Annotated in this window: 22 protein-coding genes and 5 pseudogenes; 15 read left to right on the top strand and 12 right to left on the bottom strand. The window is 57.5% G+C overall.

The window, feature by feature from the left end; translation table 11 throughout:
- Nucleotides 1-416 precede the first annotated feature (416 nt).
- Nucleotides 417-674, bottom strand: a pseudogene (locus M2397_RS07105) (DUF190 domain-containing protein); the annotation flags it as partial.
- Between M2397_RS07105 and M2397_RS30410 the strand changes: the two are divergent.
- A pseudogene (locus tag M2397_RS30410) lies at nucleotides 674-802 on the top strand (transposase); the annotation flags it as partial. The pseudogenes M2397_RS07105 and M2397_RS30410 sit on opposite strands and share 1 nt — an antisense overlap.
- A gap of 516 nt (nucleotides 803-1318) precedes the next feature.
- Here the strand turns inward: M2397_RS30410 and M2397_RS07095 are convergent.
- The 4 genes from M2397_RS07095 to M2397_RS07080 form a co-directional block, all read right to left on the bottom strand.
- Nucleotides 1319-1663 carry a hypothetical protein gene (locus M2397_RS07095; protein WP_259242524.1) on the bottom strand — a complete coding sequence of 115 codons (345 nt, stop codon included), beginning with the start codon at nucleotides 1661-1663 and terminating at the stop codon, nucleotides 1319-1321.
- A 71-nt stretch (nucleotides 1664-1734) separates the two neighbouring features.
- Complete coding sequence (locus M2397_RS07090; RefSeq protein WP_131696411.1) at nucleotides 1735-2574, bottom strand: MBL fold metallo-hydrolase; 840 nt, start codon at nucleotides 2572-2574, stop codon at nucleotides 1735-1737.
- 21 nt (nucleotides 2575-2595) lie between these two features.
- Nucleotides 2596-2922, bottom strand: a complete 327-nt coding sequence (locus M2397_RS07085) for a hypothetical protein (RefSeq protein ID WP_131696412.1) — start codon at nucleotides 2920-2922, stop codon at nucleotides 2596-2598.
- 4 nt (nucleotides 2923-2926) lie between these two features.
- Nucleotides 2927-3472, bottom strand: coding sequence for a sugar ABC transporter (locus M2397_RS07080; protein WP_259242523.1), 546 nt, complete (start codon nucleotides 3470-3472; stop codon nucleotides 2927-2929).
- A gap of 158 nt (nucleotides 3473-3630) precedes the next feature.
- Here M2397_RS07080 and M2397_RS07075 point away from each other — a divergent pair, with 158 nt between their 5' ends.
- On the top strand, nucleotides 3631-4533 hold the full coding sequence (locus tag M2397_RS07075) for a LysR substrate-binding domain-containing protein (RefSeq protein ID WP_259242522.1): 903 nt from the start codon (nucleotides 3631-3633) through the stop codon (nucleotides 4531-4533).
- Between the two features lie 108 nt (nucleotides 4534-4641).
- Here the strand turns inward: M2397_RS07075 and M2397_RS07070 are convergent, their stop codons facing one another.
- Nucleotides 4642-5667 (bottom strand): LacI family DNA-binding transcriptional regulator, encoded by a 1026-nt coding sequence (locus M2397_RS07070; protein ID WP_145338680.1) that lies wholly within the window; start codon nucleotides 5665-5667, stop codon nucleotides 4642-4644.
- Nucleotides 5668-5865: 198 nt separating this feature from the next.
- Here M2397_RS07070 and M2397_RS07065 point away from each other — a divergent pair, with 198 nt between their 5' ends.
- From M2397_RS07065 to M2397_RS07040, 6 genes and pseudogenes are all read left to right on the top strand, one after another.
- Nucleotides 5866-5994 (top strand): hypothetical protein, encoded by a 129-nt coding sequence (locus M2397_RS07065; protein ID WP_259242521.1) that lies wholly within the window; start codon nucleotides 5866-5868, stop codon nucleotides 5992-5994.
- A 13-nt stretch (nucleotides 5995-6007) separates the two neighbouring features.
- Entirely contained in the window at nucleotides 6008-7036 is a 1029-nt protein-coding gene (locus M2397_RS07060) for a Gfo/Idh/MocA family oxidoreductase (protein WP_145338679.1), read from the top strand.
- The gene (locus M2397_RS07055) at nucleotides 7033-7992 is read left to right on the top strand and encodes a sugar phosphate isomerase/epimerase (RefSeq protein WP_184742132.1); all 960 of its coding nucleotides are present in this window, start codon (nucleotides 7033-7035) and stop codon (nucleotides 7990-7992) included. Before M2397_RS07060 ends, M2397_RS07055 begins: the two co-directional genes overlap by 4 nt.
- Nucleotides 7993-8088: 96 nt before the next feature.
- Nucleotides 8089-9507 carry a sugar porter family MFS transporter gene (locus tag M2397_RS07050; protein ID WP_131696418.1) on the top strand — a complete coding sequence of 473 codons (1419 nt, stop codon included), beginning with the start codon at nucleotides 8089-8091 and terminating at the stop codon, nucleotides 9505-9507.
- 157 nt (nucleotides 9508-9664) lie between these two features.
- Complete coding sequence (locus M2397_RS07045; protein ID WP_259242520.1) at nucleotides 9665-10222, top strand: AraC family transcriptional regulator; 558 nt, start codon at nucleotides 9665-9667, stop codon at nucleotides 10220-10222.
- A 130-nt stretch (nucleotides 10223-10352) separates the two neighbouring features.
- A pseudogene (locus M2397_RS07040) lies at nucleotides 10353-10556 on the top strand (OprD family outer membrane porin); the annotation flags it as partial.
- A 199-nt stretch (nucleotides 10557-10755) separates the two neighbouring features.
- Here M2397_RS07040 and M2397_RS07035 read toward each other — a convergent pair.
- On the bottom strand, nucleotides 10756-11286 hold the full coding sequence (locus tag M2397_RS07035; protein ID WP_178116815.1) for a TetR/AcrR family transcriptional regulator: 531 nt from the start codon (nucleotides 11284-11286) through the stop codon (nucleotides 10756-10758).
- A 168-nt stretch (nucleotides 11287-11454) separates the two neighbouring features.
- Between M2397_RS07035 and M2397_RS07030 the strand changes: the two genes are divergently transcribed.
- Together M2397_RS07030 and M2397_RS07025 are read left to right on the top strand one after the other, a co-directional pair.
- On the top strand, nucleotides 11455-12336 hold the full coding sequence (locus M2397_RS07030) for an SDR family oxidoreductase (RefSeq protein WP_145338676.1): 882 nt from the start codon (nucleotides 11455-11457) through the stop codon (nucleotides 12334-12336).
- Between the two features lie 210 nt (nucleotides 12337-12546).
- Nucleotides 12547-12939 (top strand): MAPEG family protein, encoded by a 393-nt coding sequence (locus M2397_RS07025; protein ID WP_131696421.1) that lies wholly within the window; start codon nucleotides 12547-12549, stop codon nucleotides 12937-12939.
- 515 nt (nucleotides 12940-13454) lie between these two features.
- Here M2397_RS07025 and M2397_RS07020 read toward each other — a convergent pair.
- The 3 genes from M2397_RS07020 to glcC all read right to left on the bottom strand — a co-directional run bounded on the left by M2397_RS07020 (nucleotide 13455) and on the right by glcC (nucleotide 16905).
- Nucleotides 13455-15593 (bottom strand): Tat pathway signal sequence domain protein, encoded by a 2139-nt coding sequence (locus tag M2397_RS07020; RefSeq protein WP_259242518.1) that lies wholly within the window; start codon nucleotides 15591-15593, stop codon nucleotides 13455-13457.
- A gap of 198 nt (nucleotides 15594-15791) precedes the next feature.
- A complete protein-coding gene (locus tag M2397_RS07015) occupies nucleotides 15792-16004 on the bottom strand; it encodes a hypothetical protein (protein ID WP_259242517.1) in 213 nt (70 codons plus the stop codon).
- A gap of 133 nt (nucleotides 16005-16137) precedes the next feature.
- Complete coding sequence (gene glcC / locus M2397_RS07010; protein ID WP_259242516.1) at nucleotides 16138-16905, bottom strand: transcriptional regulator GlcC; 768 nt, start codon at nucleotides 16903-16905, stop codon at nucleotides 16138-16140.
- Nucleotides 16906-17137: 232 nt separating this feature from the next.
- Here glcC and glcD point away from each other — a divergent pair, with 232 nt between their 5' ends.
- From glcD to M2397_RS06990, 4 genes are read left to right on the top strand one after another with little or no spacing between them, the layout of a single operon-like run.
- Nucleotides 17138-18637: a glycolate oxidase subunit GlcD gene (gene glcD, locus M2397_RS07005; protein ID WP_259242515.1), complete on the top strand. Its 1500-nt coding sequence runs from the start codon at nucleotides 17138-17140 to the stop codon at nucleotides 18635-18637.
- Nucleotides 18637-19701: a glycolate oxidase subunit GlcE gene (gene glcE / locus M2397_RS07000; protein ID WP_259242514.1), complete on the top strand. Its 1065-nt coding sequence runs from the start codon at nucleotides 18637-18639 to the stop codon at nucleotides 19699-19701. The genes glcD and glcE overlap by 1 nt, the downstream gene beginning before the upstream one ends.
- Before the next feature lie 3 nt (nucleotides 19702-19704).
- Nucleotides 19705-20946 (top strand): glycolate oxidase subunit GlcF, encoded by a 1242-nt coding sequence (gene glcF / locus M2397_RS06995; protein WP_259242513.1) that lies wholly within the window; start codon nucleotides 19705-19707, stop codon nucleotides 20944-20946.
- Nucleotides 20943-21344 carry a heme-binding protein gene (locus tag M2397_RS06990; RefSeq protein WP_259242512.1) on the top strand — a complete coding sequence of 134 codons (402 nt, stop codon included), beginning with the start codon at nucleotides 20943-20945 and terminating at the stop codon, nucleotides 21342-21344. Before glcF ends, M2397_RS06990 begins: the two co-directional genes overlap by 4 nt.
- A gap of 36 nt (nucleotides 21345-21380) precedes the next feature.
- Here M2397_RS06990 and M2397_RS30275 read toward each other — a convergent pair.
- Nucleotides 21381-21674 (bottom strand): annotated as a pseudogene (locus tag M2397_RS30275) (hypothetical protein); the annotation flags it as partial.
- Between the two features lie 27 nt (nucleotides 21675-21701).
- Here M2397_RS30275 and M2397_RS06985 point away from each other — a divergent pair.
- Nucleotides 21702-21923, top strand: a pseudogene (locus M2397_RS06985) (UTRA domain-containing protein); the annotation flags it as partial.
- 52 nt (nucleotides 21924-21975) lie between these two features.
- On the opposite strand, the gene M2397_RS06980 reads toward M2397_RS06985, so the two are convergent.
- Nucleotides 21976-23784: an ABC transporter ATP-binding protein gene (locus M2397_RS06980; RefSeq protein WP_259242511.1), complete on the bottom strand. Its 1809-nt coding sequence runs from the start codon at nucleotides 23782-23784 to the stop codon at nucleotides 21976-21978.
- Nucleotides 23785-23975: the final 191 nt, after the last annotated feature.

Below are 23975 nucleotides of genomic sequence, written 5' to 3'. Positions count from 1 at the left end.
ATCCTGAATTGCTTGAAAGCACGGCCCCACAACTGGATTATCAAAGATGGGTACTCTGGAAAAATTTTGATTGAGCTTTGCCCGTAGCCGACCATGAAGCACATGCTATCGCGTTGTCTGCGTTATGGGCGGGGTCGCGCCGGGCACCCGAAAGGGTGCCCGGCGCGAGTGGTCGGTACCCCAACCTTCGCGGCTTTGCCCACCCCCATTGACCTAAGAAGTGACGCTTTGCTTCTTCATGGTGAATTTCGCGATCAAGCAATCGCCTTCTACAATGCCCTCTTCAAAATCATTGATAGCAACGACCAGCCTGGACGAGCCGTGGTCAATGTCTCGTAGCACTGAAGATAGCTAGGCGAACCGTATCCTCCGCATAGCTCATATTCATAACCCCAGGATTCTAATGAGGGGTGAGGCTAGTTGGCCTTTTTGCCGACGGTGCCCATTTCGATTGGGGTCTTTATGTAAAACACGGAGATTTCCTCAAGCTCCAACCGCTTGAACAACCTTTCGTATTCGTCCTCGGTGATAGCCATGCGAATCTCGGTCGGCTGATCCGCCATTTCAAAAAAATGCGAGGAATGCAACCGACCGGTATGCCCAAAACCCTCGATACCTGTAGAGAGGGTCGCGCCACGCAGCCCCATTTCTTTGGCCACATCAACGATCCAGTCCCAACACACGAGTGGTCTACGACCTCTTCCATGTGGTGGCCAAATATGGCCGAGAAGTGATTGATAGGGTCCGTGTCGACGAGGCTAACCGGTTGCGTCATGACAAGCCCGCCCCCAAGGTCATCAAGCGGATGGCGTACGGTTACCGGGATAGCGAATTCTTTTTCAGGAAGATCAAGAGCGCCTTTCCCGGTAATCCGCAAGGTCATATGACAGCACCAGCCACAGCCACAGCCACAGCCACAGGTAGCTGAGTTGGAACACCACCCAGGTCAATCCTGCTATCCACGGCGGTCACACGCTCAACCCATCACTGACCATTCGACGCTTACGAATGCCCGTGCGCGATTCTATCCATTCGGGCGTGGTATCCAGCCCTCTGGAAATTTACTGATTGTCAATTATCTGAGGCGGAAGGCAGCCTCCCAGGCCACACAAGATCACAGTCGCGATCAACTCCCTTGATTTAACGATGGTTCAGATGGCGTGTGGTGTCGCGCCCAGCCCTAGGTCACTTCCTGACGCGGGGCACGGCCCAGCGGCCAACCAAAATTCATGCCCGCCGCCACCACGGCGTAGAAAAAAGCCGAAGCCAGGGCCAGGCAGATGCCGAGCAAGTGTGACGAAGCTCCATCGCTATCCCCTCATCCAGGCACTTCGGTGCGTTCAGCACGGTTTTCTCGCATCTGCCAGAGCATCCAGACGATCCCCAGGCCCACGACAATCGCACCGACCCAGGCTGTGCTGGTCAGCCCCATCGCCTCCAGGCTGGCCCCGCCCAGCAGCGAACCCAGCGCGATGCCGCCATTGAAGCCGGCGATGTTCAGCCCAGCCGCCACTGCGGGTGCCTGCGGCGCGTGGGTGTGCGACAACTCGATCACCCGCGCCTGCAAAGCGGGTACCGCCACATAGGTCAACGCACCCAGCAGGCCCGTCAGCAGTACCATCAACGGCAACGACTGCGCCGATGCCCAAATCGCCAGCAGCACCGCAGTAGGCGCTGTGGGATCAATGACCTCATTCGCCGCAGCCGATGCATCGTAGGCATCTCGAACAGCCGCTAAGTTTCGTAGGAAATTTTGTAGGTTTTACCTATCCGCTCGACCTGTGCAAATCCGAGTTCGCCAAGGTGCATACCAGCGATAAGAATCTTATCCGAGCTAACAACATTCAATAGTTTGGATCGTGTTTCGGCGGAAAGAAGCGGATCTTGGTCGAATGCAATGGATACGTCGGGACGAGCAATCTGAATTTGGGGGAAATGAACGATATCTCCCCAAACCAGCAGACTACGATCATTGGAATCGAGACGATAACCGGAATGTCCTGCGGTGTGCCCCAGAAGGGGCATCGCACTAATGCCAGGGAGAACTTCGCTATCAGTAAACATGCGCGTCTTCTCCCGATACTGATCGAACACCTTCCGAGCCAAAAGGAAGTTGCCACGAGCACGCTCACTTGCTCGACTGAGATTGCCATCGTCCTCCCAGAAAGAAACCTCACGCTGGTGGACGACTAGCTCTGCATCGGGAAAGGCTGCTTCCCCTGAAGAGTCAAGCAGGCCCCCAACATGGTCGGGATGTGCATGGGTAAGAAGAATGGTGTCAATGTCAGCGGGTTGCACGCCAGCGAGCGCGAGATTCGCCTTTAGCTTGCCGCCCCACTGCTTGAAACCACCAGCCCCCGCATCGATGAGGATCGTGCGGCCCATTCCACGCACCAGGTAACAGTTGATGTGGATCGAGGATGGGTCGCTCACGCCTGCGTCCTGCTGCAACTTGGACGCCTCCGCAGGATCGATATTCGAGAGGAGATCCAGACTTGCGCAAAGGTATCCGTCACTGAGGGCCGTAATCGAAAACTCGCCGATCTGCTGGCCCGGAAATTTCATGTCGCTCATTGCGGTACTCCTTGCGCGTCATCAGTTCCGCGCGTAGATGGCGAGGGGCGAATAGCCGAAGCAACGGATGCGCGCCGTTAGCCCTGTATGGCGCTTTATGGTCACATCCAATCGCGCCGTGAAGGCGTCCATGACTGATGGCGTTCGGAGCGGTTCGAGGCGGTACCTGATTTCCGCGTAAGCAGGATGCCCGCGCCCTTGGCGAACTGAGACATAGATGACATGCACGTTGTCCAACGTAGCCTGGAGGACATCCGTGCAAAGCCGAGTACATTCTTCAGTGAGTTCCGACAGATACGCTTCGGGCGGCATGTTTTCCGCCTGGATGAAGATCGTCAGGTTAGGCATGGTCCTACACCTGGGTCTGCGGCACTGTGCCGTCGTGACTCGTCAATTGCGCGGTCATCGGGGCATAGAGATGCACGCCCTTGGGAAGCGCATTCAAACCAAGACTAATGGCGCTATTCAGCTTCGCCAGCCACCTGTTTTCAGGACACTTCTCCAATGCGACAGCCCACATCTGCTCAGGCGTGAGCCCCATCTCGATGAGCGGCTCGGGACCGACTGCGCTCACGATCAGATGCTCGCCTTCACCGATGGCAGGTGCACGCTCAAGGCCGCCGTAAAGATTGCGGTGCCAATCGGTGATGTGCTGCTGCCAACGTGCGAAGTTGCCCCCGCCCTTCTGGCGATACTCATCGCCCTCAAGCACGGCCAGACCGTCGATCGAATGCACGGCAAGGTAGACAGGGCAACCCGTGCTCAACGCCTTGAAGCGCTGCGAGGTATGGAACCCGCTCACGGAAATAAGCGCGGGTAGCTTTTCCAGGCTATAGAAATCATTCCACTCTGCTTCGCTGGCTGGGTCGGCAAAGCTGCACTCTACGGTGTAGATCATGGATCACTCGCTACCGGACTTCTTGTACGTCCGGCCCTCTTTATTGATGTCTCATCATCGTATGACCTTGATCTCGGCGCATAAAACGATTATTCGGTACGCTTCAGTGACAAAAGATCAAGCTAAGCTGGATCGCCATCTTCACAACGGAAACGCTTATGCGAAAGAAAATCCCGAGCAGCACGGCATTGACAGCATTCGAAGCGGCCGCTCGTCACGGCAGCTTCGCGCGCGCGGCAGAGGAACTGTCTTTGACTGAAGGCGCCATCAGTCGCCAGATTGGCCGGCTGGAAGCCTTCCTCGGTGTCGCGCTATTCGAGCGAGTCGGCAATCGTGTCCGGCTCCTGCCCAACGGGGAACGCTACGCGGCCCAAGTTCGCGAATCGCTGGACCGCTTGGATCGGGACAGTCAGTACTTAATGGGGCAGCCGAACGATGGCGCGAGCCTGGACATCGCCACTATCCCGACTTTCGCGATGCGATGGCTCATCCCTCGCTTGACACGATTCCAGCAAAAGCACCCGAACATCACTGTGCATTTGGCTGAGCGCATGGACCCCTTCGTTCTCGCCGGGAGCGGATTCGATGCTGCCATCCATTTCGAGCATCCAGCCTGGACGGGGATGCGGACTCACCACCTTTTGCATGAAGTGCTGGTTCCTGTTTGTCATCCTGCATTGCTCCAGGAGAGCACAGGAGCAGCAACACTGGACAAGCTTCCACGCCTGCACCGACGCCAGAACCCGGATGCCTGGCAGCGCTATTCCCTGGAAACGGGGATCCCACTTACCAATCCAGCGATTGGTGCACGCTACGATCTTCACGGCATGTTGATCGAGGCTGCATTGGCCGGCCTCGGTGTTGCGCTGGTCCCGCGTCTTTACGTTGAAACCGAACTTGCGTTAGGACGTCTGGTCGCTCCGTGGCCAGAGGGGAAAACCACTTCCAAAACCTTCTGTCTCATCCTCCCCGAGCCCATCGCATTGAGCAGAGAGCCAATACAAGCGTTTGCTCAATGGATGCTAGACGAAGCGAAGAAAACAACGACGGTTGAGTCGTAGGGAACCTCCTTTTGCAGGCCTGCCACCAGGTTGTCCCATACGCTTTTATGTAGGCATCGAGGACGCAGTGGTCGAAGTACAAAATTGGATACCGACCGCAACGTGACCTTACGCACCACAGTTGTATCGGGTGTGAATCAAGATCTGTGTTGAAGGTGGCGTTGTCACCGCTCCCTCAATCGCTCCTCGTATCCAGCGCACCGCTGCGGCAGTCTCGCCAACGAAATCATGAGAGATAACATAATCCATGACGCCGGACTCAAGCATCGCCCGCGTATGAACCGTCAGCTCATGACCGACAAAAATAGGCCGATCCTCAGCCGCAATAGTCTCTATGGCCTGAGCAACACCCCGATTGGCGCCGGCCACGTTGTAGATGGCTGCGGGATAGTTGTGCTTGGAAAAATAGCGCGTCAATTGTTCAGTCGTGGTCTGAGGGCGATCGTCGGACATCACTCGTTCGTCGATTTTCAGATACGGAAACTCGGAACGGAGCACCCTGCGAAACCCCATCTCCCGCTCCTGCTGACAGCGAAACGGCACACTGGTCACCAGCAGGATTTTCGCGGGCTTTTTAGGTAAAGCATTGCCGATCAGCAATCCAGCGACACTGCCCGCCGCATATTGATCATTGCCAACGTAAGCACTACGCCCGGAGTTAGGCAGGTCGGTGGTCAGGCACACGACGGGGATACCCAGGCTGCACAGTTTGCGAATCGCTCGGTTGATCGCCGGATGCTCGCGCGATACGACGATCACACCATCCGCTGAGGCGCCCTCAGCCTGAACCTGATCAGCAAAAGTGGCGGGATCGACCTGGTTAGTCGGTACATAGTAGCCATGCACGACGACGCCAGGTGTCGAAGCGTTCACCAACGCCTCGGCACCGGCCAACGTAGCATTGAAGGTTTCACCCGAATCGCAAAATAGCTTGATCTGCAAAGTTGCCATGCCGTCAGCCAAATCTTTCTTTAGCTTATCCAGCGCCGCCAGCACTTTCAGACGGGTGTTTTCCCGTACGCCAGGACGGTTATTCAGCACACGATCAACGGTCGCTACCCCGACCCTGGCCACCTTGGCGACCTGTTGAACAGTGGGCCCCTTCCATAAACGCGCCGATGTTTGCATGGTCATATAGCCAGCCCTTTTTTGATGTTATTTACACCATATACGCATTGCTAATAATTGTTTCAAGAGCAATGACAGGCATGAAAGCATCTTCGTATTTGAGGTGTTTTACATCATAAACCGCCTATGGCGCTGCTTGATGATTGCTTTTTCGGTGCTAATAATCGAGGCATAACAAACACAACAAACCGCCAGGATCGCCCCATGAGTAACTCGTCCCCATCGGTTGATTTCGACCGCCGCGGCTACGCCGCTTTTGCCCCATTGTGCACCGCCTTTCTCAATCAACACGCTCGCGAGTTCGACGCCGCGTTGATGACTTTCGCCCATTGATAGGTAGTTGAATATGAGCATACGAATCGCCGTTATCGGCGCAGGGATTATGGGGGAAGATCACGCCCGCATCATTGCCCAGGACCTTCCGGGAGCCACGTTGCATGTGGTGTGTGATGCGTCGCCAGAGCGAGCGAAGCTGATAGCTGACCGTTATGGCGCCGCTGACGTTTCCACTGATCCACTGTTCACACTTTCAAGGTCCGATGTCGATGCAATCATCATCGCCAGCCCGGACGAAACCCATGCGGTCCTGACCATGGCAGCCATCGAGGCTGGGAAACCTGCACTGTGTGAAAAGCCGCTGTCTCAAAGCCCGGACCAGTGCCTGGCGGTCATCGACAAAGAGGCCTCCCGGGGTCGCCAATTCGTGCAACTGGGCTTCATGCGCCGGTTTGACCCGTCGTACAGGGAAATGAAAAGTGCCTTGGGCGACGGCGTGATAGGTCGGGCTGTGATGATGCACAATTTCCATCGCAACGTAGAAGCTCCCGCCAACTTCAGCGGGCAAATGGCGATCAGTAACTCCGCGCCTCATGAGTTCGATGTTGCCCGTCATGTGCTCGACACTGAATACGTTGCCATTTCAGTGTTCCAACCTACCCGCACGTCTGAGGATGGCGCCGGTGCTCCGGTATTCATGGTGCTGGAAACCCGGGAAGGCCATCTGGTGAACATCGAAATCAACAACAACGCCCATTACGGGTACGACGTGCGTGGCGAGCTCGTGGGCGAGCTGGGTTCCGTGCAACTGGCCACACCCGTAAATGCTCGTTTCAATACCCGTCTTCAAGGCTTTGAACGGTACGCTGCCGATTGGCGGCCGCGTTTCGCCGACGCCTACCGCCTGCAGAACAAAGCATTCGTGGAGTTCATCAACACAGGCGTATTCCCTGTCCATGCCGCGAATGCCTGGGACGGCTATTGCGCAGCCATCGTCGCCCAAGCCGGTATCGAGGCACTCAATCAGCGTCGCCGGGTAGTTTTGCCAACGCTGGAAGTACCGCCCCTCTATCGATCGCGAGAAGGAGCTACGTCATGAAGCTGGGATTCGTCACCGACAGCCTCGGTAACCTGCCATTGCGGGAGATGCTCAAGCAGGCTGAACGCCTGGAAGTGTCGGGCCTGGAGATCAACACCGGCGGATGGTCGACCGCGCCGCACTTTAACTTGGCGCAGATGCTCGCCAGCGCCGAGGAACGCCAGGCACTCAAACGCAGCTTCCAGGAGCACGGCCTGGAAATCATTTCCCTGAACGCCAACGGCAACCCTTTGCATCCCACGCAGCCCGAGCAAGGCCAGTGTCTCAAGGACACGATACGCGTAGCCGGTGAACTGGGAGTCAAGACCGTTTGCACCATGTCCGGCTTACCAGAGGGTCGGGCCGGCGACAGGATGCCGAACTGGGTGGTTGCCTCATGGCCTCCCGAAACCCAGACAATGCTGCGCTATCAATGGGAAGAACGCCTGCTGCCCTTCTGGAGCGAGATCGCTGATCTGGCCAAGGAGAACGGTGTGGAGCGTATCGCTTTGGAATTGCACGGTAACCAGTGCGTCTACAACGTCCGTTCGCTGCTGAAACTACGCAATGCGATCGGACCGGTGATAGGAGCCAACCTGGATCCCTCGCATCTGTTCTGGATGGGCGCTGACCCGCTGGTCGCCGCCGAGGCACTGGGCGACGCCATTTACCATGTGCACGCCAAAGATACTTTGCTTAACGCGCCAGTCCAGGCCGTGGATACACTCCTGGAAAATGGCTCATTGATGGATATCCCATCCCGAAGCTGGTCCTACATCACGCTTGGATTCGGCCACGGTGAGCAATGGTGGCGGCAATTCTGCTACCGCTTGAAGATGGCTGGCTACGATGGCTGGCTATCGATTGAGCATGAGGACGTTTTACTCAACAGCCTCGAGGGCTTGGAAAAGTCCGTAAGACTGCTAAAGAGCGTCATGCCGGTTGCCGCCAGCGATTTCAAACCCCAGTCCATCTGAATCGCACCACGAGAAAAAACCAATGTAATTCCATATTAAATCGCTCACCGCAATGGCGAGTGAGCATCCCCATAAGTTTCAGTCAGGAATATCACAATGACAATTAATTCCTACGGAAATACGGCAGACACTTCAGCCGCCTATGTAAGTCCTGAAAAACGCCAGGCACAGCGCTACCTGCAAAAAGTGACTTGGATTGCCACGTTTGGCGGCCTGCTGTTCGGCTTCGATACCGGCGTCATCAATGGCGCCCTGCTCTATATGAAGGATGACTTGGGCCTGACGCCATTTACGGAGGGCTTGGTCGCCAGCGCCCTATTGATCGGCGCAATGATGGGGGCGCTGTGCAGCGGTCGCCTATCGGACCTCAAGGGTCGCCGCCGTATCATTCTTTTCCTCGCCGTAGTGTTTTTTCTTGGCGCGTTGGCCTGTGCGCTGGCGCCCACCCTCAACGTCATGGTGGCCGCCCGCTTCACGCTGGGGTTAGCGGTGGGCGGCGCGTCGGTCGTCGTGCCGGCGTATCTTGCGGAAATGGCCCCATCCAGCATCCGCGGTCGCATCATCACTCGCAACGAGCTGATGATCGTCACCGGGCAATTCCTGGCCTTCACCACCAACGCCACACTGGGCAATTTGTTCAGCGATCTCGATGGTGTTTGGAGATGGATGCTTGCCTTGGCAACCCTGCCAGCCGTGGCACTCTGGTTGGGTATGCTCTACATGCCGGAAAGCCCGCGCTGGCTAGCCACCAAAGGGCGCTTCAGAGAGGGCCTGGAGGTACTGAAACTGGTACGGGAGGAGTACTACGCCAAGGCTGAGATGGAGGCCATCACTCAGCAGATCAGCAACGAGCGATTCATCAAAAAAGGTGGCTGGCGCGATCTGTCTCAAAAAGGCGCGCGACGAATCTTTTTGATTGGCATCGGTATCGCTGTTACGTCGCAGCTGACCGGAGTCAATTCAATCATGTACTTCGGCACCCAGATCCTCACAGAAGCAGGCCTGGAACAACGTAGCGCACTGATAGCCAATGTCGTAAACGGCATTATCTCGATTGGCGCAACGTTCGTGGGTATTGCTCTGCTGGACCGCGTGGGGCGTCGCCCAATGATGTTGCTCGGCTTCACCGGCACCACATTGTCTTTGCTGTTGATTGGCCTGGTTTCAGTTTTTGTCGACCCCTCCGTCACCCGCGCCATGCTCATTCTCGGCGCCATGGCGATGTTCTTGGCCTCCATGCAAGGGCTGATCGGGCCTGCTTTCTGGGTACTTTTGGCAGAAATTTTCCCAATGCGCATCCGTGGCGGATGCATGGGCATGGCGATCGCAGCCTTCTGGTTGACCAACGTGATGATCGGCATGTTCTTTCCATCCTTGGTTGCAACGATCGGGATCGGCCAAACCTTCTTTGTGTTCGTGGGAGCAGGACTTCTGTCCCTGACCTTCGTTGCAGTGTGGGTACCAGAGACACGAGGCAGCACGCTCGAAGAGATTGAACAGCGGTTGTATGGTTAGACGAGGATGAAGTCTCTACGCTGACTTCCGTTCTTCCGCTTCCTATTTCGTCGCCTTTTTTGGGAAGCGGCTCTTCTCTGCTGAAGCGGCTCGTCGCACTGGCGGTGAACCGGCGTTAGCCCTACATTATTGCCAATCACACCTGTGCGGAATATCCATGACGCCCCTCCAGGATAAAGGCACCACGTCAATTGCCTTGGTGCATGAAGCATTGTATAGCGCCAGGCGAAGGCAACTGGACCTGACAGCTGCGTTAGCCAATGCAGACTTCGACCCTCAACTGCTCAACGCCCCAAAAGCCAGGGTCTCAGCGACCTCCTTTACCCGCCTGTGGGTGGAGATAGCCAACCTGCTGGACGATGAATTTTTTGGCATCGACAGTCATCCCATGCGTCGCGGCAGCTTCAAACTGATGTGCCATGCGCTCTTGGACTGCCCGGAAAAATGGCCCGAACGTGATGACCTGGCGGTGGAACTTCACATGTCCAACTCCACGCTGCAACGCCGCTTGCAGGCAGAGGGCACGCATTATCAAAGCCTCAGGGACGACCTTCGCCGCGACATGGCGATTGACCTGCTGTCGCGTGGCGATATTACGGTAACGCAAGTCGCCGCCGCCACCGGCTTCCAGGAAACCAGCGCGTTTCATCGGGCTTTCAAGAAATGGACTGGCGTCAGCCCTGGCGCCTATCGACGCGGCCACCTGGAAGAATAACCTCCCCCCTGTTACGCCCCGCCCAACTTCGTGCACTGCGTTGCACCACAACGCAACTCAACCGACTTCGAACGGCTCACGGCCTTTGGGTACAAGCCTGTAAAAGCCGATCATTTCACCTATCTGGCGGTTGACTACACGTCAGGCTGCCCGCTTGCGACTCGGAGGAGAGGACGGTAAGGAATGGGAGCGAGTGACCGATATCACCTACACCGTCCAGAGTGGGCCGTTCAAAAATGTGTCAGCGCAGTGGCGCAACTCGACCAATCGGTCGACGTACGCCGATAGCGCCAACGAAAACCGCCTGATTTTCCGGTACTCACTTAAATTTTGATGGAATGGTCGGCTGCGCCAACAGCCGTCCAGCCGCACCCACCAACGTCATAAGAAGGCACCGTCCGCTGCCGGTCGTGACGAGCTTATTTCGCGCCAACTCGCCTACCCAAAGGGCAGCGCTCAGGCCGTAAACGATTTCGGCGACAGTACACTGGTTTTTCGTCTAACCAGAAACACTGAGCAAAGAGTCATACTCCTCAGAACACAGAAAAAGCGACTAATAGCATTTTCTTTACAATTTGCGGATCCTCACCACGAGATATCTGCGACGCAGCATTACTTAACTGTGCATCGATATAGGCAGATGCAAACTCTGATGAAATGTCTGCAGAAAACTCACCTTTGGCCTTTGAACGCTCCACCCATTTCCTGTAGGCAGCCAAAGCTTGCTCCTGTATGAAGTCAATTTGTGCTCGTGTTGCTTCACCCAAGTGCATGCGTGATTCGCGCATCTTTATCAAAAGACATCCCTTTGGAACTTCTTGACTATCACTCACTGAGGTGGCAAATGACACTAGGTTATCAAGCGCCTCTCGAAACGGCATTTCTGTGTTTAACATCTGCAGCACAGAATCTAGCACCTGTTCCTGATATTTAAGAATAACCGCTTTCATCAAGCCATCTTCATTCCAAAATTCACGATAAAGACCTGGCTTCGATATATCACATCTTCTGCAAATCTCATTAAGGGACAAACCACGTACACCCTCTTTCCAATAGGCTTCCATTGCCACATCCAAAACGTGATCGCGGTCTAGGGTCTTAGGTCGTCCCCTTAAAGGTTTTGTTGGATCTAAAATCATTTCGTACCACCCAGTATTTTAACTTGACACATGATGCCACCCCACATTATCGTACCACACGGTACTTAATTTACAGCCAGGCAGGAAAGAAAAATGAGCGAAGCACAAAAAAACGTAATCATCACCGGTAGCAGCAGCGGATTTGGCCTAAAAGCAGTGAAAGACTTTGCCGACAAGGGCTACCGAGTGTTCGCTACCATGCGTGGCACAGAAGGCAAGAACGCCGCAGTCAAGGCCGAGCTGGAAGCGTATAGCAACCTCATCCATGTTGTAGATATGGATGTCACCAGCGACGAATCCGTCAAAACAGCCGTTGCCGGTTTGCTGGCTAAAGCGGGCAAGATTGATATTTTGATTAACAATGCAGGCGTAATGTACCTTGGTATTACGGAGGCATTTAGTATTGCCCAAGCCAGGGAACAGATGGAAACCAACTACTATGGCGCTATGCGTATTATACAGGCTGTCTTGCCCGCGATGCGGGAAGCCAAGTCCGGCCTGATCATTAACACCTCATCAATGGTCGGCCAGATCTCAGCGCCGTATTTCTCTACATACGCCGCCACCAAGCACGCTCTGGAAGGCTACGTCCAAGGCTTACGTTACGAAGTGGCTCCCTTCGGTATTGATGTTGCCATCGTACAACCAGGCCCGTTCCCTACAGGTCTGAGTGCAGGCGGGCAAGAGCCTTCCCGTCTTGACGTGCTTGACAGTTATGGTGAATTGGCAAAGATACCTGGCGCTATGTTCGCTGAGTTCGCGAAATTCATGCAGTCTGACCAAGCACCCGATCCACAGCTGGTCGTAGATACTTATTTAGCGCTAGCAGATATGCCTGCTGGCAAACGCCCTACGCGCACAGCTGTCGGCATGGTTTGGGGTGTTGATGAAATTAACGCTGCCAAGCAGCCCATTCAAGACCGTGTTTTAAAAGAAATGCAACTTGAAAATATTTTAGGCGGTGCTGACGCTTAAATCCTGTATCAGGGCAAACTATTTCTTGCCCTGTTTCCGCCATATCAAAATCGCATTCTTCCTTGGGAGACGTCCAGTAGCAATGCTTCAGCTTCGACTAACGCAGCGCAATTGAAAGAGCGAAGATGGCCACTACACGGACTGCACAATACTTCGAAGCGAGCGACTTTAGACACTAGCCAAGCCCCCTCTTTGGGCAAGGAACACATAATGAAAGTTACAATCCTCTATAGCGGACTACTTGCAATTTTGTTCGTTGTGCTAAGTGTCCGAGTAATTATTGGAAGAGTAGGTCCCGGCAGTCCCAGTTTTGGTGACGGTGGCAACCCCGTCATGTTTCGGCGCATCAGAGGACACGGCAATTTCGCTGAGTACGTTCCACTGGCACTCTTGCTGATTGGACTTCTAGAATTAAGCGGCTCACCGCAATGGCAACTGCACGCACTTGGTTCAATACTGCTTGTTGGTCGCATTCTGCATGGCTATGCACTTTCGTTTACAACCAATAATATTTTTGGTCGTAACGCCGGCATTATTGCAACTCTTTTAGTCCTGTCCTCCTCGGCTGTGCTTTGCATTTGCAGGTATTTTGGTGGGGCCTAATTAGGCGTGCAATGCGGTCAGCATGCAGTTCACATGTCGGACTTGCGGCTGCACTTCCAAGTTAGCAGCGATCATTTTGATGCCTCTGCTGTGTGCCTCCTCTGATCGCGGCCAGGAGCGCGCAGGTCATTTCGCTTTTGCTGCAGAGCTCTCAGCGCTGGGGTGGTTCGCCAGCACCCTAAGTGGCTAACCTGGATTGCAACTGGTCGGTTTGATTGCTGCGACAGCAGGCGGTTTTTCAGCGATGCCCGTACTGTGGACTCATCGAGCCGCTCAGGGAGAAAGTGGCCGCAGGCAATACCGGTCTGCGCAGCGGGCAAGGGTTCTATCGCTGGGATGAAGAGCGCCGCGAACGGCAGCTGAACCGGCACGGACACCAGCTACGGCATGCTCTCAAACCCTGAACCTATCGAGCAGGAACATCGCTGCGAAACAAGTCCCGGCCTACCGGTTGCATGTTACTCGCAGCACCAATGGCCTATGGCCGAATTCGTGAGAAATTACCTGGGCATTTCCTACTCCACTACTACTCGCACTCTTGCCAGATTTCCGACCCGCGTAAACTCCGCCGTGGCGTCACCCTCACGCTGGACGGTAGCGCGGAGCACGGGATAGTAGGTGCCAGGTTCCGAGTAGGTGAGTGTTTTATGTATAGCGAGCGTTTCTGACGGCTGATGAGGAAGCGGAGCGTCTAGAAAATCATCGTTCCCCGTCTGGCTCCATTCCGTTTTCACAATTTTGCCGGCAGATGGCGGGACGGTAATGTCACCCAGCAGCGTGACGGGCTCCCCGACTTTGGCAATGATTCTCTCACCGCTCCTGGACGTGAGTTTCACAACAGGCTGGATGCCTTGCCTTGCTGATGCGTCTGCAGGTAATGAGACCTGGCCATTATTGAGCCCATACTGAGTGGAGCGAGGCGGCGCTGTACCATTTTCCACCCAGGCACTTACGTCCCTGACGGCCTGTTCGAGGATGCCGTTGTAATCTACAAGTCTCACAAACTGATTGTCAGCCGCGCCCGAGGCAACAACGCTGCCATCCAAATGGTCTGCATTATCGTTTAACCAGATCCGCACCTTCGCGTCGTACTGATTACCCTCTCCCGCCTTCAATCGCTGGCCATACCAGTTGGCATCCCAAGGGTAGGCATCGACATCAAGTGCATTGGCTATGATTATCATCTTGCTGTTTATCTTGCCGGTGAAGCTACCGCCTCCGCTGACACCTGCGCTGATTATTGAACCTACCTCTTGGGGGCGTTGCGGGTAGCGCGGAGAACCGTCTGCATTGCGAAATTGATCCCACACAGCAAATCCACCAGAAACCGGTACCTGATGCCGATGGTAGGAGGTCAACGCAATTGCCCAGCGATTGTCGACACGAATCTTGGTTCCAGTTCTCAGAGTGTTGAGCATGTCGACTTGATTTTGCGCGGACAGCGTAATGACTCCGCGCTCGGCATCCAAAGACCCAAGCAATTTTCGATTGCCCCCTTCTGCCCCTTCGAGAGTGAAGTCCAACCAAGAGCTGTTTTTGAGGTGCGACAACCCGGCCACGTGCAAGCTTAATGGCTTACCAGCCGAGTCACGATCTATCCTTTGAACCGACACTACGCGCTCAATTTTCGCCCTTCGTACAAGAGTGCCCAGAGTGGATTGCGCGGTACCGAGGTAGCCAGGTTTACTCCAGAAGTCATCTGCATAACCGGGATCAATGCCTTTGACCGAACTGGCAAACCCCAGTAAACCTTGCGGGTCGTTGAGACCCAGGATGTAGGCGTAATTATCCCAACCGCGCAGGGGCACGCCCATTGCCGTGACCTCCGCAAGAACCGAGGCCTGCGTGGCGTCAAGTGCTGCAAAAGGATCGCCGCTACCTCCCGGTCGCATAGCGTCGGCAATGTGTGACGCTTTATCTTCGAGTACAAGACGTGCGAAAGCACGAACAAAAAAATTGGTAGGAATGGATGTTGGAACGCCAATGACGAATGGAACGGCACCCTCCCATACCCCCGACGAGTTCTCAGCCGCTGCAATGGTCAGATAAGACCCGCCGCTGCCACCATAGATGTAGCCGTGGATCTGAGAAGCGGGCAGTCCATAGTATTCCCCAGCGACCATCTTCGAGAACTTTGCAGCCGCCGCGTTGGCTCGATAGCCAGAGGGCGAAACAGTATCCACGGTATACGCACCGCTGTCGGCACCAAATTTGATTACCCGGTCCGGAACGCTACCGTCACCCAAGGGATAAACCTTGTGGAAGAAACGCCCTTTCCATTGGGCTTTCGGCGGGAAGAAAAAGCTGAACTTTACATCGGTGCCTTCGAAGTGCCCGGAAACGCGATGCGTCAGAACAGGGCTTTTCAAATCTTCTCGGCTATCTATTACCGGGCGGTCGAACTCCGGATCGACGCAGTCTTGAGTAATGAACATTATCCCGCCCGGTGGTGTTTCACACGGCGGGGATTGAGACGCGGCGGAAGCTAATGTCGACAACCCACCAAGCGACACTGCAAGTACCAAGCATCTGGAAGCGACGAACTTCTTATTGAAACCGTCACCGCGATGGAAATCTGTGCCAGGTGGAGCAGCCACTAGAGTCAGTTTTTTAGCGTTGTTCATAATGGCTGTGAATTCCTTGAGGAGCTTCAATGACGGCAGACCGACACTGCTGGGTAAGTTTTTGAGTCGTTTGAGGATGAGACCGCTCCGGCTGGGTCTCTCATTTTCCAGCTTGAGAAGCGTGACGTGCTCTACCAGGCGCTCACCTGCGCCTGGACAGAGCCTTAGTACCAAGCATAGGCTGGAGATGTCTACGATGCCGGGGGCAGTCCACCCAACAACGACGATTCACATGGCGTAGAGAAGAAACGCCAAGCCTCCGCTGATTGCACTGCAGGCTTCGCTGTTGGCCTGACAAGGGAGAGGTTTGCCGGTAACGAATGGAACGGCAATGGAGGAAAAAGAACTGATGCGGATATTGCCGGCGTGATAAATCGCTGCGTGGGCGCCGTCATGCGACAGAGCCTCAAGGCTGATTTGGAAGATTCGGGCGCCAGACATAGTCGTACCATAACAATAGGATTGAACATATCCGGCGGTCCGGTGACAGCAAGGTAGCATGATGACTAATACTACCAAGGAATATATTCTATTATTCTTATTCCTAAAATGAATAATAGATCCAGGCGCTGCATCACGCCCACCCCTCCAGTCGCAACGTGGACCGAATCAGCCGTTGCTCTTCGCTTTCAATTTCCCTGAGGTTTTCGCAGATGCTCTGGATGTGCGCGATGGCCGCCTTGCGCGCCTGCTCCGGCAGGCGCCCGATCACGGCGTTATACAGCCGTGCGTGTTGGCGATCGATCTGGCGCTTCTGCGGTTCACGGTGATAGAGGTTGTTGACCGAAGCGAAGACGGTGTTGAGCAGCAAGTCCGTCAGCGAGAGCAAGGTCTGCACCAGCACCGGGTTGTGCGACGCCTCGCAGATCGCCAGGTGGAACGCATGATCAAGCCGAGCATGTTCGCTCGCCTCCAGCAAATGGCCGTGGGCATCGAGCAATGCCTCATAAGCGCGGGTGATCAGGACAAAATCGGCGTCGGTGCCACGCAGGGCCGCTAAGCGGGCGGATTCGCCCTCGAGCAGGCTACGCACTTCGAACAGGTCGTAGAGCGTCCGCGGCTGCGAGCTGAACAGGTGCAGCAGCGGTGACGCCACGCCCGGCCCCGACAGGTCGGCCACGAATGAGCCCTTGCCTTGCTCGGTGTTGATAATCCCGCGAGCGCGCAACACCTTGAGTCCCTCGCGAAGGGCGGTACGCGAGACGCCGAGTTTTTCCGTCAACCGCCGCTCCGAAGGCAACAGTTGCCCGGTCTTGAGCACACCGTCGACGATCAGGCGCTCGATCCGCTCACAGACCACGTCGGCAACTTGCTGGGTACGGCCCGTTTCTGTGCTGTCCATGCGATCTCCAACTGGTATGACCAGCTTCAGCGTCCGACTCGCCAGTGCTCAAACACCCGGCTAATCGACTGTTTTTGATGGTCTTTTTTAACCGAATAAAGAAACAACGATTAAACAACTGGTTCGACCAGACCAACAACCCATAGACAGTAAAACGCCCCAGGCGAATGATGCAAGCCAGCTGCATCGGAACAGACCTCGAATAAAAACAACTGAGGGTCGCCTACCGACTATGAACATTCTCTACGATGAACGCGTCGACGGCGTCCTGCCTGACGTCGACAAACAGGCGCTGCTGCACGCCCTGCAGACTCGGTTGCCTGATCTGGAAATCCTGCACCAGCGCGAAGCGCTCAAGCCGTACGAATGCGACGGCCTCTCCGCTTATAGCACCACGCCCATGCTGGTGGTGCTGCCGCGCCACATCGATCAGGTGCAGGGCGTGCTTCGAGTCTGCCATGAGCGGCGTGTACCGGTTGTGGCTCGTGGTGCGGGCACTGGTTTGTCCGGCGGTGCGCTGCCGCTGGAAAAAGGCGTGTTGCTGGTGATGGCGCGCTTCAACAACATTCTGCACATCGACCCCGCCGCCCGCACCGCCCGGGTTCAGCCGGGGGTACGCAACCTGGCGATTTCCCAGGCGGCTGCGCCATTTGGCTTGTATTACGCGCCGGACCCTTCCTCGCAGATCGCCTGTTCCATCGGCGGTAATGTGGCGGAAAACGCCGGTGGCGTGCATTGCCTGAAGTATGGGCTGACCGTGCACAACCTGCTCAACGTCGACGTGCTAACCGTCGACGGCGAACACGTGAGCCTGGGGTCCCAGGCCCTCGACTCTCCGGGTTTCGATCTGCTCGCGTTGTTCACCGGCTCCGAAGGCATGCTCGGGGTGATCACCGAGGTCACGGTCAAGCTGCTGCCCAAACCACAAACGGCCAAAGTGCTGCTGGCAGCCTTCGACTGCGTCGAAAAGGCTGGCCGTGCGGTGGGGGACATCATTGCCGCCGGCATCATCCCAGGCGGCCTGGAAATGATGGACAACCTGGCCATTCGCGCCGCCGAAGACTTCATTCACGCCGGCTACCCGGTGGACGCCGAAGCGATTCTGTTGTGTGAACTCGATGGCGTAGAAGCCGACGTCCACGACGACTGCGACCGCGTGCGCCAAGTGCTGGAACAGGCCGGCGCCACCGAAGTGCGCCAGGCTCGCGATGAGGCCGAACGCGTGCGTTTCTGGGCCGGGCGCAAGAATGCGTTTCCGGCGGTGGGCCGCCTCTCACCGGATTATTACTGCATGGACGGGACGATACCGCGCCGCGAACTGCCTGGCGTGCTGCACGCTATCGCGGCGTTATCGACCGAGTACGACCTGCGGGTAGCGAATGTTTTCCACGCCGGCGACGGCAACATGCACCCGCTGATCCTGTTCGATGCCAATCAACCGGGGGAACTCGATCGCGCCGAAGCCCTGGGCGGCAAGATCCTCGAATTGTGCGTGAAGGTCGGCGGCAGCATTACCGGTGAACATGGTGTGGGCCGCGAAAAGATCAATCAGATGTGCGCCCAGTTCAATAGCGATGAGCTGAGCGTGTTCCACGCCGTCAAAGCCGCATTCGACCCAGGCGGATTGCTCAACCCGGGCAAAAATATCCCGACGTTGCATCGATGCGCCGAGTTTGGCGCCATGCACGTTCATCTGGGTCAGATGCCCTTCCCCGACCTGGAGCGTTTCTGATGCACAGTGAACACGCTATCGACGCCAGCGCAGCGCTGCTGGAGCAGGTCAACCAGGCGCTGAACAACGCCACGCCGCTGCTCATCCAGGGTTCCAACAGCAAGGCGTTCCTTGGACGCGCAGTCACAGGTGAAGTCCTCGACACGCGCGCCCACCGTGGCATCGTCAGCTACGACCCGACTGAACTGGTGATCACCGCCCGTTGCGGCACGCCCTTGGCGGAGTTGGCAGAAGTGCTGGACGCCTCGCAACAGATGCTGCCTTGCGAACCGCCCTCCTTCGGTGAACACGCCACCGTGGGCGGCATGATTGCCTGCGGACTCTCGGGGCCACGGCGCCCGTGGTCAGGATCGGTCCGCGACTTCATCCTCGGAACACGGCTGATCACCGGACAGGGCAAGCATTTGCGCTTCGGCGGCGAGGTCATGAAGAACGTCGCCGGCTACGATCTGTCGCGCGTGATGGCCGGCAGTTACGGCGCGCTTGGGGTGGTGACCGAAGTGTCCCTCAAGGTCCTGCCCAAACCACGGCAAACCTTGAGCATCAGCCTGGAGCTGGACACCGACCGTGCCTTGCTGCGCCTGGCGGAATGGGGGCAACAACCGCTGCCGATCAGCGCCGCGTGTCACGATGGCCAGCGCCTGCACCTGCGACTCGAAGGGGGTGAAGGCTCGGTGGCGGCGGCCCATGACCGCCTGGGCGGTGAGTGTCTGGACGCTGCCTACTGGCATGACCTGAACGAACACCGGTTGAGTTTCTTCGATGAGGACCTGCCCCTTTGGCGCCTGTCCTTGCCGCACAACACGCCCCGATTGTCGCTGCCAGGGACGCAACTGATCGATTGGGGGGGCGCCCAGCGCTGGCTCAAATCCGACGCCGACGCGAGTGTCATTCGCACGGTGGTCGATAAACTCGGCGGGCATGCGACCTGCTACCACCTGGGCCTGATCGACAGTCCCTTCCAACCGCTGCCCGACACGTTGATGCGCTACCACCGGAATCTGAAGCAGCAACTCGATCCACGGGGCATCTTCAACCCCGGTCGCCTGTACGCGGAGCTTTGAACCATGCAGACCACCTTGAGCGAAGACGCCCGCCGACTGCCTCGCGCTGAAGAAGCCGAAAGCATCCTGCGCAGTTGCGTGCACTGCGGTTTTTGCAATGCCACCTGCCCGACCTATCAACTGCTGGGCGATGAACTGGATGGTCCGAGGGGGCGCATCTACCTGATCAAGCAAGTGCTCGAAGGCAATGAAGTCACGCGCAAGACCCAGGAGCACCTGGACCGTTGCCTGTCCTGCCGTAACTGCGAAAGCACCTGCCCCTCAGGCGTCGACTATCACAACTTGCTCGACATCGGCCGGGCGGTGGTCGACGCGGCAGTGCAACGCCCGCTCAGTCAACGCTTGCTGCGCGAAGGGTTACGCAGCGTCGTTCCCAATCCCGCGCTATTCAACGTGCTGATCGGCAGTGGCCAGCTATTTCGGGCGTTGTTGCCCAACACCTTGCAGGCCAAGTTGCCTCGCCGCGCCTACCCGGTCAAACCGCGCCCGGCCCCACACCACGCCCGCCAGGTATTGATGCTTGAGGGCTGCGTGCAGCCGAGTCTGTCCCCCAATACCAACGCCGCCACGGCGCGGGTGCTGGATCGACTGGGGATCAGCGTCATATCGACCCATGAGGCAGGCTGCTGCGGTGCCGTGGACTATCACCTCGACGCTCAGGCGGCCGGCCTTGAGCGTGCGCGGCGCAACATCGATGCATGGTGGCCGAGCATTGAAAGCGGTGCCGAGGCCATTGTGCAAACCGCCAGCGGCTGCGGTGCCTTTATCAAGGATTATGGCCACCTGCTCAGCACCGACCCGGCGTATGCCGACAAGGCGAAAAGGGTCAGTGCCCTGGCCAGGGACTTGGTTGAAGTGCTGCGCGGCGAGCCGCTGGATAAGCTCGGCGTACACAGCGACCAGCGCCTGGCGTTCCACTGCCCCTGCACGTTGCAGCACGCGCAAAAACTCGGCGGTGCCGTTGAAGCCATGCTGACAAGCCTGGGATTCAACCTGACCGCTGTTCCCGACAGCCACCTGTGCTGCGGCTCGGCGGGCACCTACTCGCTGACCCAGCCCGAATTGTCGCGACAACTGCGCGATAACAAGCTCACTGCGTTGGAAAGCGGCCACGCCGACGTCATCGCCACCGCCAATATTGGCTGCCAGTCCCACCTCGACGGAGCGGGGCGCACCCCGGTCAGGCACTGGATCGAACTGGTCGAGGCCGCGTTGCCCTCACCCAGTACTGGAGAATCCCCATGAAAACCAAAGCCGTACTGAGCCAGACCGAAGTCAGCCAAATCCTTGCGGCTGCACGCACCGAAGCCCGCAGCAATCAATGGGCCGTGACCATCGTCATTGTCGATGACGGCGGCCATCCCCTGGCCCTTGAACGCCTCGACGGCTGCGCGCCGGTCAGTGCCTACATCGCCACCGAAAAGGCCCGCACCTCGGCACTGGGTCGGCGTGAGTCCAAAGGGTATGAAGAGATGGTCAATGGCGGACGCTATGCCTTTTTGTCAGCGCCCTTGTTGACCTCCCTCGAAGGCGGTGTGCCGATCATCGTCGACGGCCAGGTAATCGGCGCCGTCGGTGTGTCCGGGGTCAAGTCTGGCCAGGATGCACAGGTGGCCAAAGCCGGGGCGCAATGCCTGAGCTGAACCGGCCCCTTGTGGCGAGCGGGCTTGCCCCGCGTTGGGCTGCGGTTCGGACGGATCGCCGACCTTGATGTAGTTGTCGATGCGGCTGCGGATCTGCAACGTCGCGCCGGCCAATTGCGACAGGTCGATTTCGATACTGTCGGTGTCGCCGTTGGTGTCGGTGCGAAAGGCCAGGGTCGTGGCGTCCTTGCGCCATACGGTTTGCTCCGGGTGATCGAGGCCCAAGGCGCGAAAGCCGTTGATGACCGCTCCCGTCACGCGCATTTCTCCGGTCCAGTAGGCGCCGCGATAGCGGTCCTTGATGCGTGCGCCGCCCAGGCGCAACCGGACGGCCCGAGGATCGCGACGAATTCACCCGGCCTGGCCGTCATCCGTGCCGACCTGGCCATTCGTGCGCAAACGGCCGATACCAGCCTGGCCAGCACCCTGCACGTCAAACGCGGCACCGCGCTGCTGGTGATGGAGCGCAGCTCTTACTTTGCCGACGGGCGCTGCTGCGACCGCACCACCTTCTTTATCCGCCCGGAACGCTATGCGTTTGTGCTCAGCGGCGTGTTCAAATCCGGCCCTGCCAAATAGAGGTCCGCACACGTCGCTTGAAGGGATCGGAAGATACGCGGCGGTGGGTTTCCTAGCGATAACCCCGCGCCTGAACGTCGAACAGCTCGGCATACCGTCCACCCGCAGCCATCAGCTGGCTATGGCTGCCCTCCTCCAGAATCTGCCCGCGTTCCAACACAATAATGTGATCCGCACTGCGCACACTGGAAAACCGGTGGGAAATCAACAGAGTCATGCGGCCCTTGGCATGCTCGCGAAAGTGCTCGAACACCGCCGCCTCAGCCCCGGCATCCAGCGCGGCGGTGGGTTCATCGAGGATCAGCAGATCGGCATCCTGACGCATGTACGCCCGCGACAAGGCGACTTTCTGCCACTGCCCACCGGACAGTTCCTGACCTCCGAACCAGCGTCCCAGCTGGGTTGAATAGGTATGGCTCAGGCGCTCGATAAAATCGGCCGCCACGCCTTGAGTGGCAGCGCTGCGCCAGCGTACCTGGTCGTCCAGGGCGTCGACGTCACCCACCCCCAGGTTTTCGCCGACGGTCATCTGGTAGCGGATGTAGTCCTGGAAAATAACGCCGATACGCTGGCGCAGGGTGTGTTCGTCCCACTCCTGCAGGTCGCTGCCATCCAGCAGGATGCGGCCTTCATCCGGGGCATACAGACGGGTTAGCAGTTTGATCAGGCTGGTTTTGCCGGAGCCATTTTCACCCACCAGCGCCAGGCTTTTCCCCGGTGCCAGGTGCAGGTTGATATTGCGCAGCGCGGCAGATTCAGCACCCGGGTAGGTGAAACTCACCTGTTCGCAGCGCAGGCCATCGCCAGGGCGCGCCCCTTGGGTGAGTCGGCCGCGCGGCGTGATTACGGGGGTTTCAAGGTATTCATACAGGTCCGAGAGAAACAGGCTGTCGTCGTACAGCCCGGCAATGGCGCTTAGGCTGGCGGTGATTGCGGCTTGCCCCTGCTTGAACAGCACGATGTACATGGTCATCTGGCCCAGGCTCGTCTGGCCACGCACGGTGTCGAGTACCACCCAGGCGTAGGCCAGGTAAAACGCTGCGGTGCCCAGCAGGCCCAATGCGAAGCCCCAGGCATCGCGGCGCAGCGTCAATTGGCGGTCCTCGGTATACAAACGCTGGGCGTTGTCGCGATAGCGCTGGAGGAACAGCGGTGCCAGGCCAAACAACTTGACCTCCTTGGCATGGGACTCGTGGGAGAGCAAGGATTCCAGGTAGTTCTGCTGACGCGTCTCCGGTGCACGGCGGTGGAACAAGCGGAACGCATTGCCGGAAAAATGCGTCTCGGCGAAGAACACCGGCAACGCGCCGACCACTAGAATCAACAGGGCCCACGGCGAAAAGTGCACCAACAGGACAGCAAAGCTGACCAGCGAAATGAGGTTCTGCACCAACCCCAGTCCTTTCGTCACCAGGCTCAGCGGGCGCGTCGAAGCACCCTGGCGAACGCGCACCAGCTTGTCGTAGAACTCGGCGTCTTCAAATTGCAGCAGCGAAAGGGTCTGGGCTTTCTCCAGGACCATCAGGTTGACCTTCACGCCCAGCTTCACCCGCAGCAGCGACTGCTGCATCGACAGCGCCCGTTGCGCCGCCGCCAACAACGCCAGCACACCGGCCTCGGCCAGCACGTAGCGCATCACCGGCCACACGGGTGCCTGGCTGCCGGCCGCATGAACCTGCATGGCGTGGACCACGCCATCAACAATGCGCTGTCCAATCCAGGCGGCCAGTGCGGGCAGCAGTCCGGCGACAATCGTCGCCAGCAACAGCCCCGTGAACAGTGGCCGTGAGGTTTCCCACACCAGTCCCAGTGCCCTGCGCGCCTGGATCGAAAACGCGCTCAATCGATTGAACAGCACCATGAATGGCACGGACTCCTAGAGGGTTGTGAAAGCGGGCCGGACTGCCGAGAGCCATGGATATGGGTGGGGCACTGCGCCACTCGCTTCCGGATCCAGGCGCGCCCCCCGGATTATGACAGGCCGTGACACCGGAACCATGAGTATTCATGGATGTTCTTCCCAGGCGCATCGCCGCCAGTGGTTGGCGTGAT

It is taken from the genome of Pseudomonas sp. BIGb0381 (assembly GCF_024809815.1).
In the GTDB taxonomy this organism is placed as follows: domain Bacteria; phylum Pseudomonadota; class Gammaproteobacteria; order Pseudomonadales; family Pseudomonadaceae; genus Aquipseudomonas.
The sequence above is the reverse complement of the archived record's forward strand: the minus strand, read 5'-3'. Positions and strand labels throughout refer to the sequence as shown.

Bases quoted from the DNA above. Each gene is read 5' to 3' on its own strand.
- M2397_RS07090 (WP_131696411.1), bottom strand. From the start codon at position 2,574: ATGAGCGACATGAAATTTCCGGGCCAGCAGATCGGCGAGTTTTCGATT.
- M2397_RS07085 (WP_131696412.1), bottom strand. From the start codon at position 2,922: ATGCCTAACCTGACGATCTTCATCCAGGCGGAAAACATGCCGCCCGAA.
- M2397_RS07080 (WP_259242523.1), bottom strand. From the start codon at position 3,472: ATGATCTACACCGTAGAGTGCAGCTTTGCCGACCCAGCCAGCGAAGCA.
- M2397_RS07075 (WP_259242522.1), top strand. From the start codon at position 3,631: ATGCGAAAGAAAATCCCGAGCAGCACGGCATTGACAGCATTCGAAGCG.
- M2397_RS07070 (WP_145338680.1), bottom strand. From the start codon at position 5,667: ATGACCATGCAAACATCGGCGCGTTTATGGAAGGGGCCCACTGTTCAA.
- M2397_RS07065 (WP_259242521.1), top strand. From the start codon at position 5,866: ATGAGTAACTCGTCCCCATCGGTTGATTTCGACCGCCGCGGCTACGCC.
- M2397_RS07060 (WP_145338679.1), top strand. From the start codon at position 6,008: ATGAGCATACGAATCGCCGTTATCGGCGCAGGGATTATGGGGGAAGAT.
- M2397_RS07055 (WP_184742132.1), top strand. From the start codon at position 7,033: ATGAAGCTGGGATTCGTCACCGACAGCCTCGGTAACCTGCCATTGCGG.
- M2397_RS07050 (WP_131696418.1), top strand. From the start codon at position 8,089: ATGACAATTAATTCCTACGGAAATACGGCAGACACTTCAGCCGCCTAT.
- M2397_RS07045 (WP_259242520.1), top strand. From the start codon at position 9,665: ATGACGCCCCTCCAGGATAAAGGCACCACGTCAATTGCCTTGGTGCAT.
- M2397_RS07035 (WP_178116815.1), bottom strand. From the start codon at position 11,286: ATGGAAGCCTATTGGAAAGAGGGTGTACGTGGTTTGTCCCTTAATGAG.
- M2397_RS07030 (WP_145338676.1), top strand. From the start codon at position 11,455: ATGAGCGAAGCACAAAAAAACGTAATCATCACCGGTAGCAGCAGCGGA.
- M2397_RS07025 (WP_131696421.1), top strand. From the start codon at position 12,547: ATGAAAGTTACAATCCTCTATAGCGGACTACTTGCAATTTTGTTCGTT.
- M2397_RS07015 (WP_259242517.1), bottom strand. From the start codon at position 16,004: ATGTCTGGCGCCCGAATCTTCCAAATCAGCCTTGAGGCTCTGTCGCAT.
- glcC (WP_259242516.1), bottom strand. From the start codon at position 16,905: ATGGACAGCACAGAAACGGGCCGTACCCAGCAAGTTGCCGACGTGGTC.
- glcD (WP_259242515.1), top strand. From the start codon at position 17,138: ATGAACATTCTCTACGATGAACGCGTCGACGGCGTCCTGCCTGACGTC.
- glcE (WP_259242514.1), top strand. From the start codon at position 18,637: ATGCACAGTGAACACGCTATCGACGCCAGCGCAGCGCTGCTGGAGCAG.
- glcF (WP_259242513.1), top strand. From the start codon at position 19,705: ATGCAGACCACCTTGAGCGAAGACGCCCGCCGACTGCCTCGCGCTGAA.
- M2397_RS06990 (WP_259242512.1), top strand. From the start codon at position 20,943: ATGAAAACCAAAGCCGTACTGAGCCAGACCGAAGTCAGCCAAATCCTT.
- M2397_RS06980 (WP_259242511.1), bottom strand. From the start codon at position 23,784: ATGGTGCTGTTCAATCGATTGAGCGCGTTTTCGATCCAGGCGCGCAGG.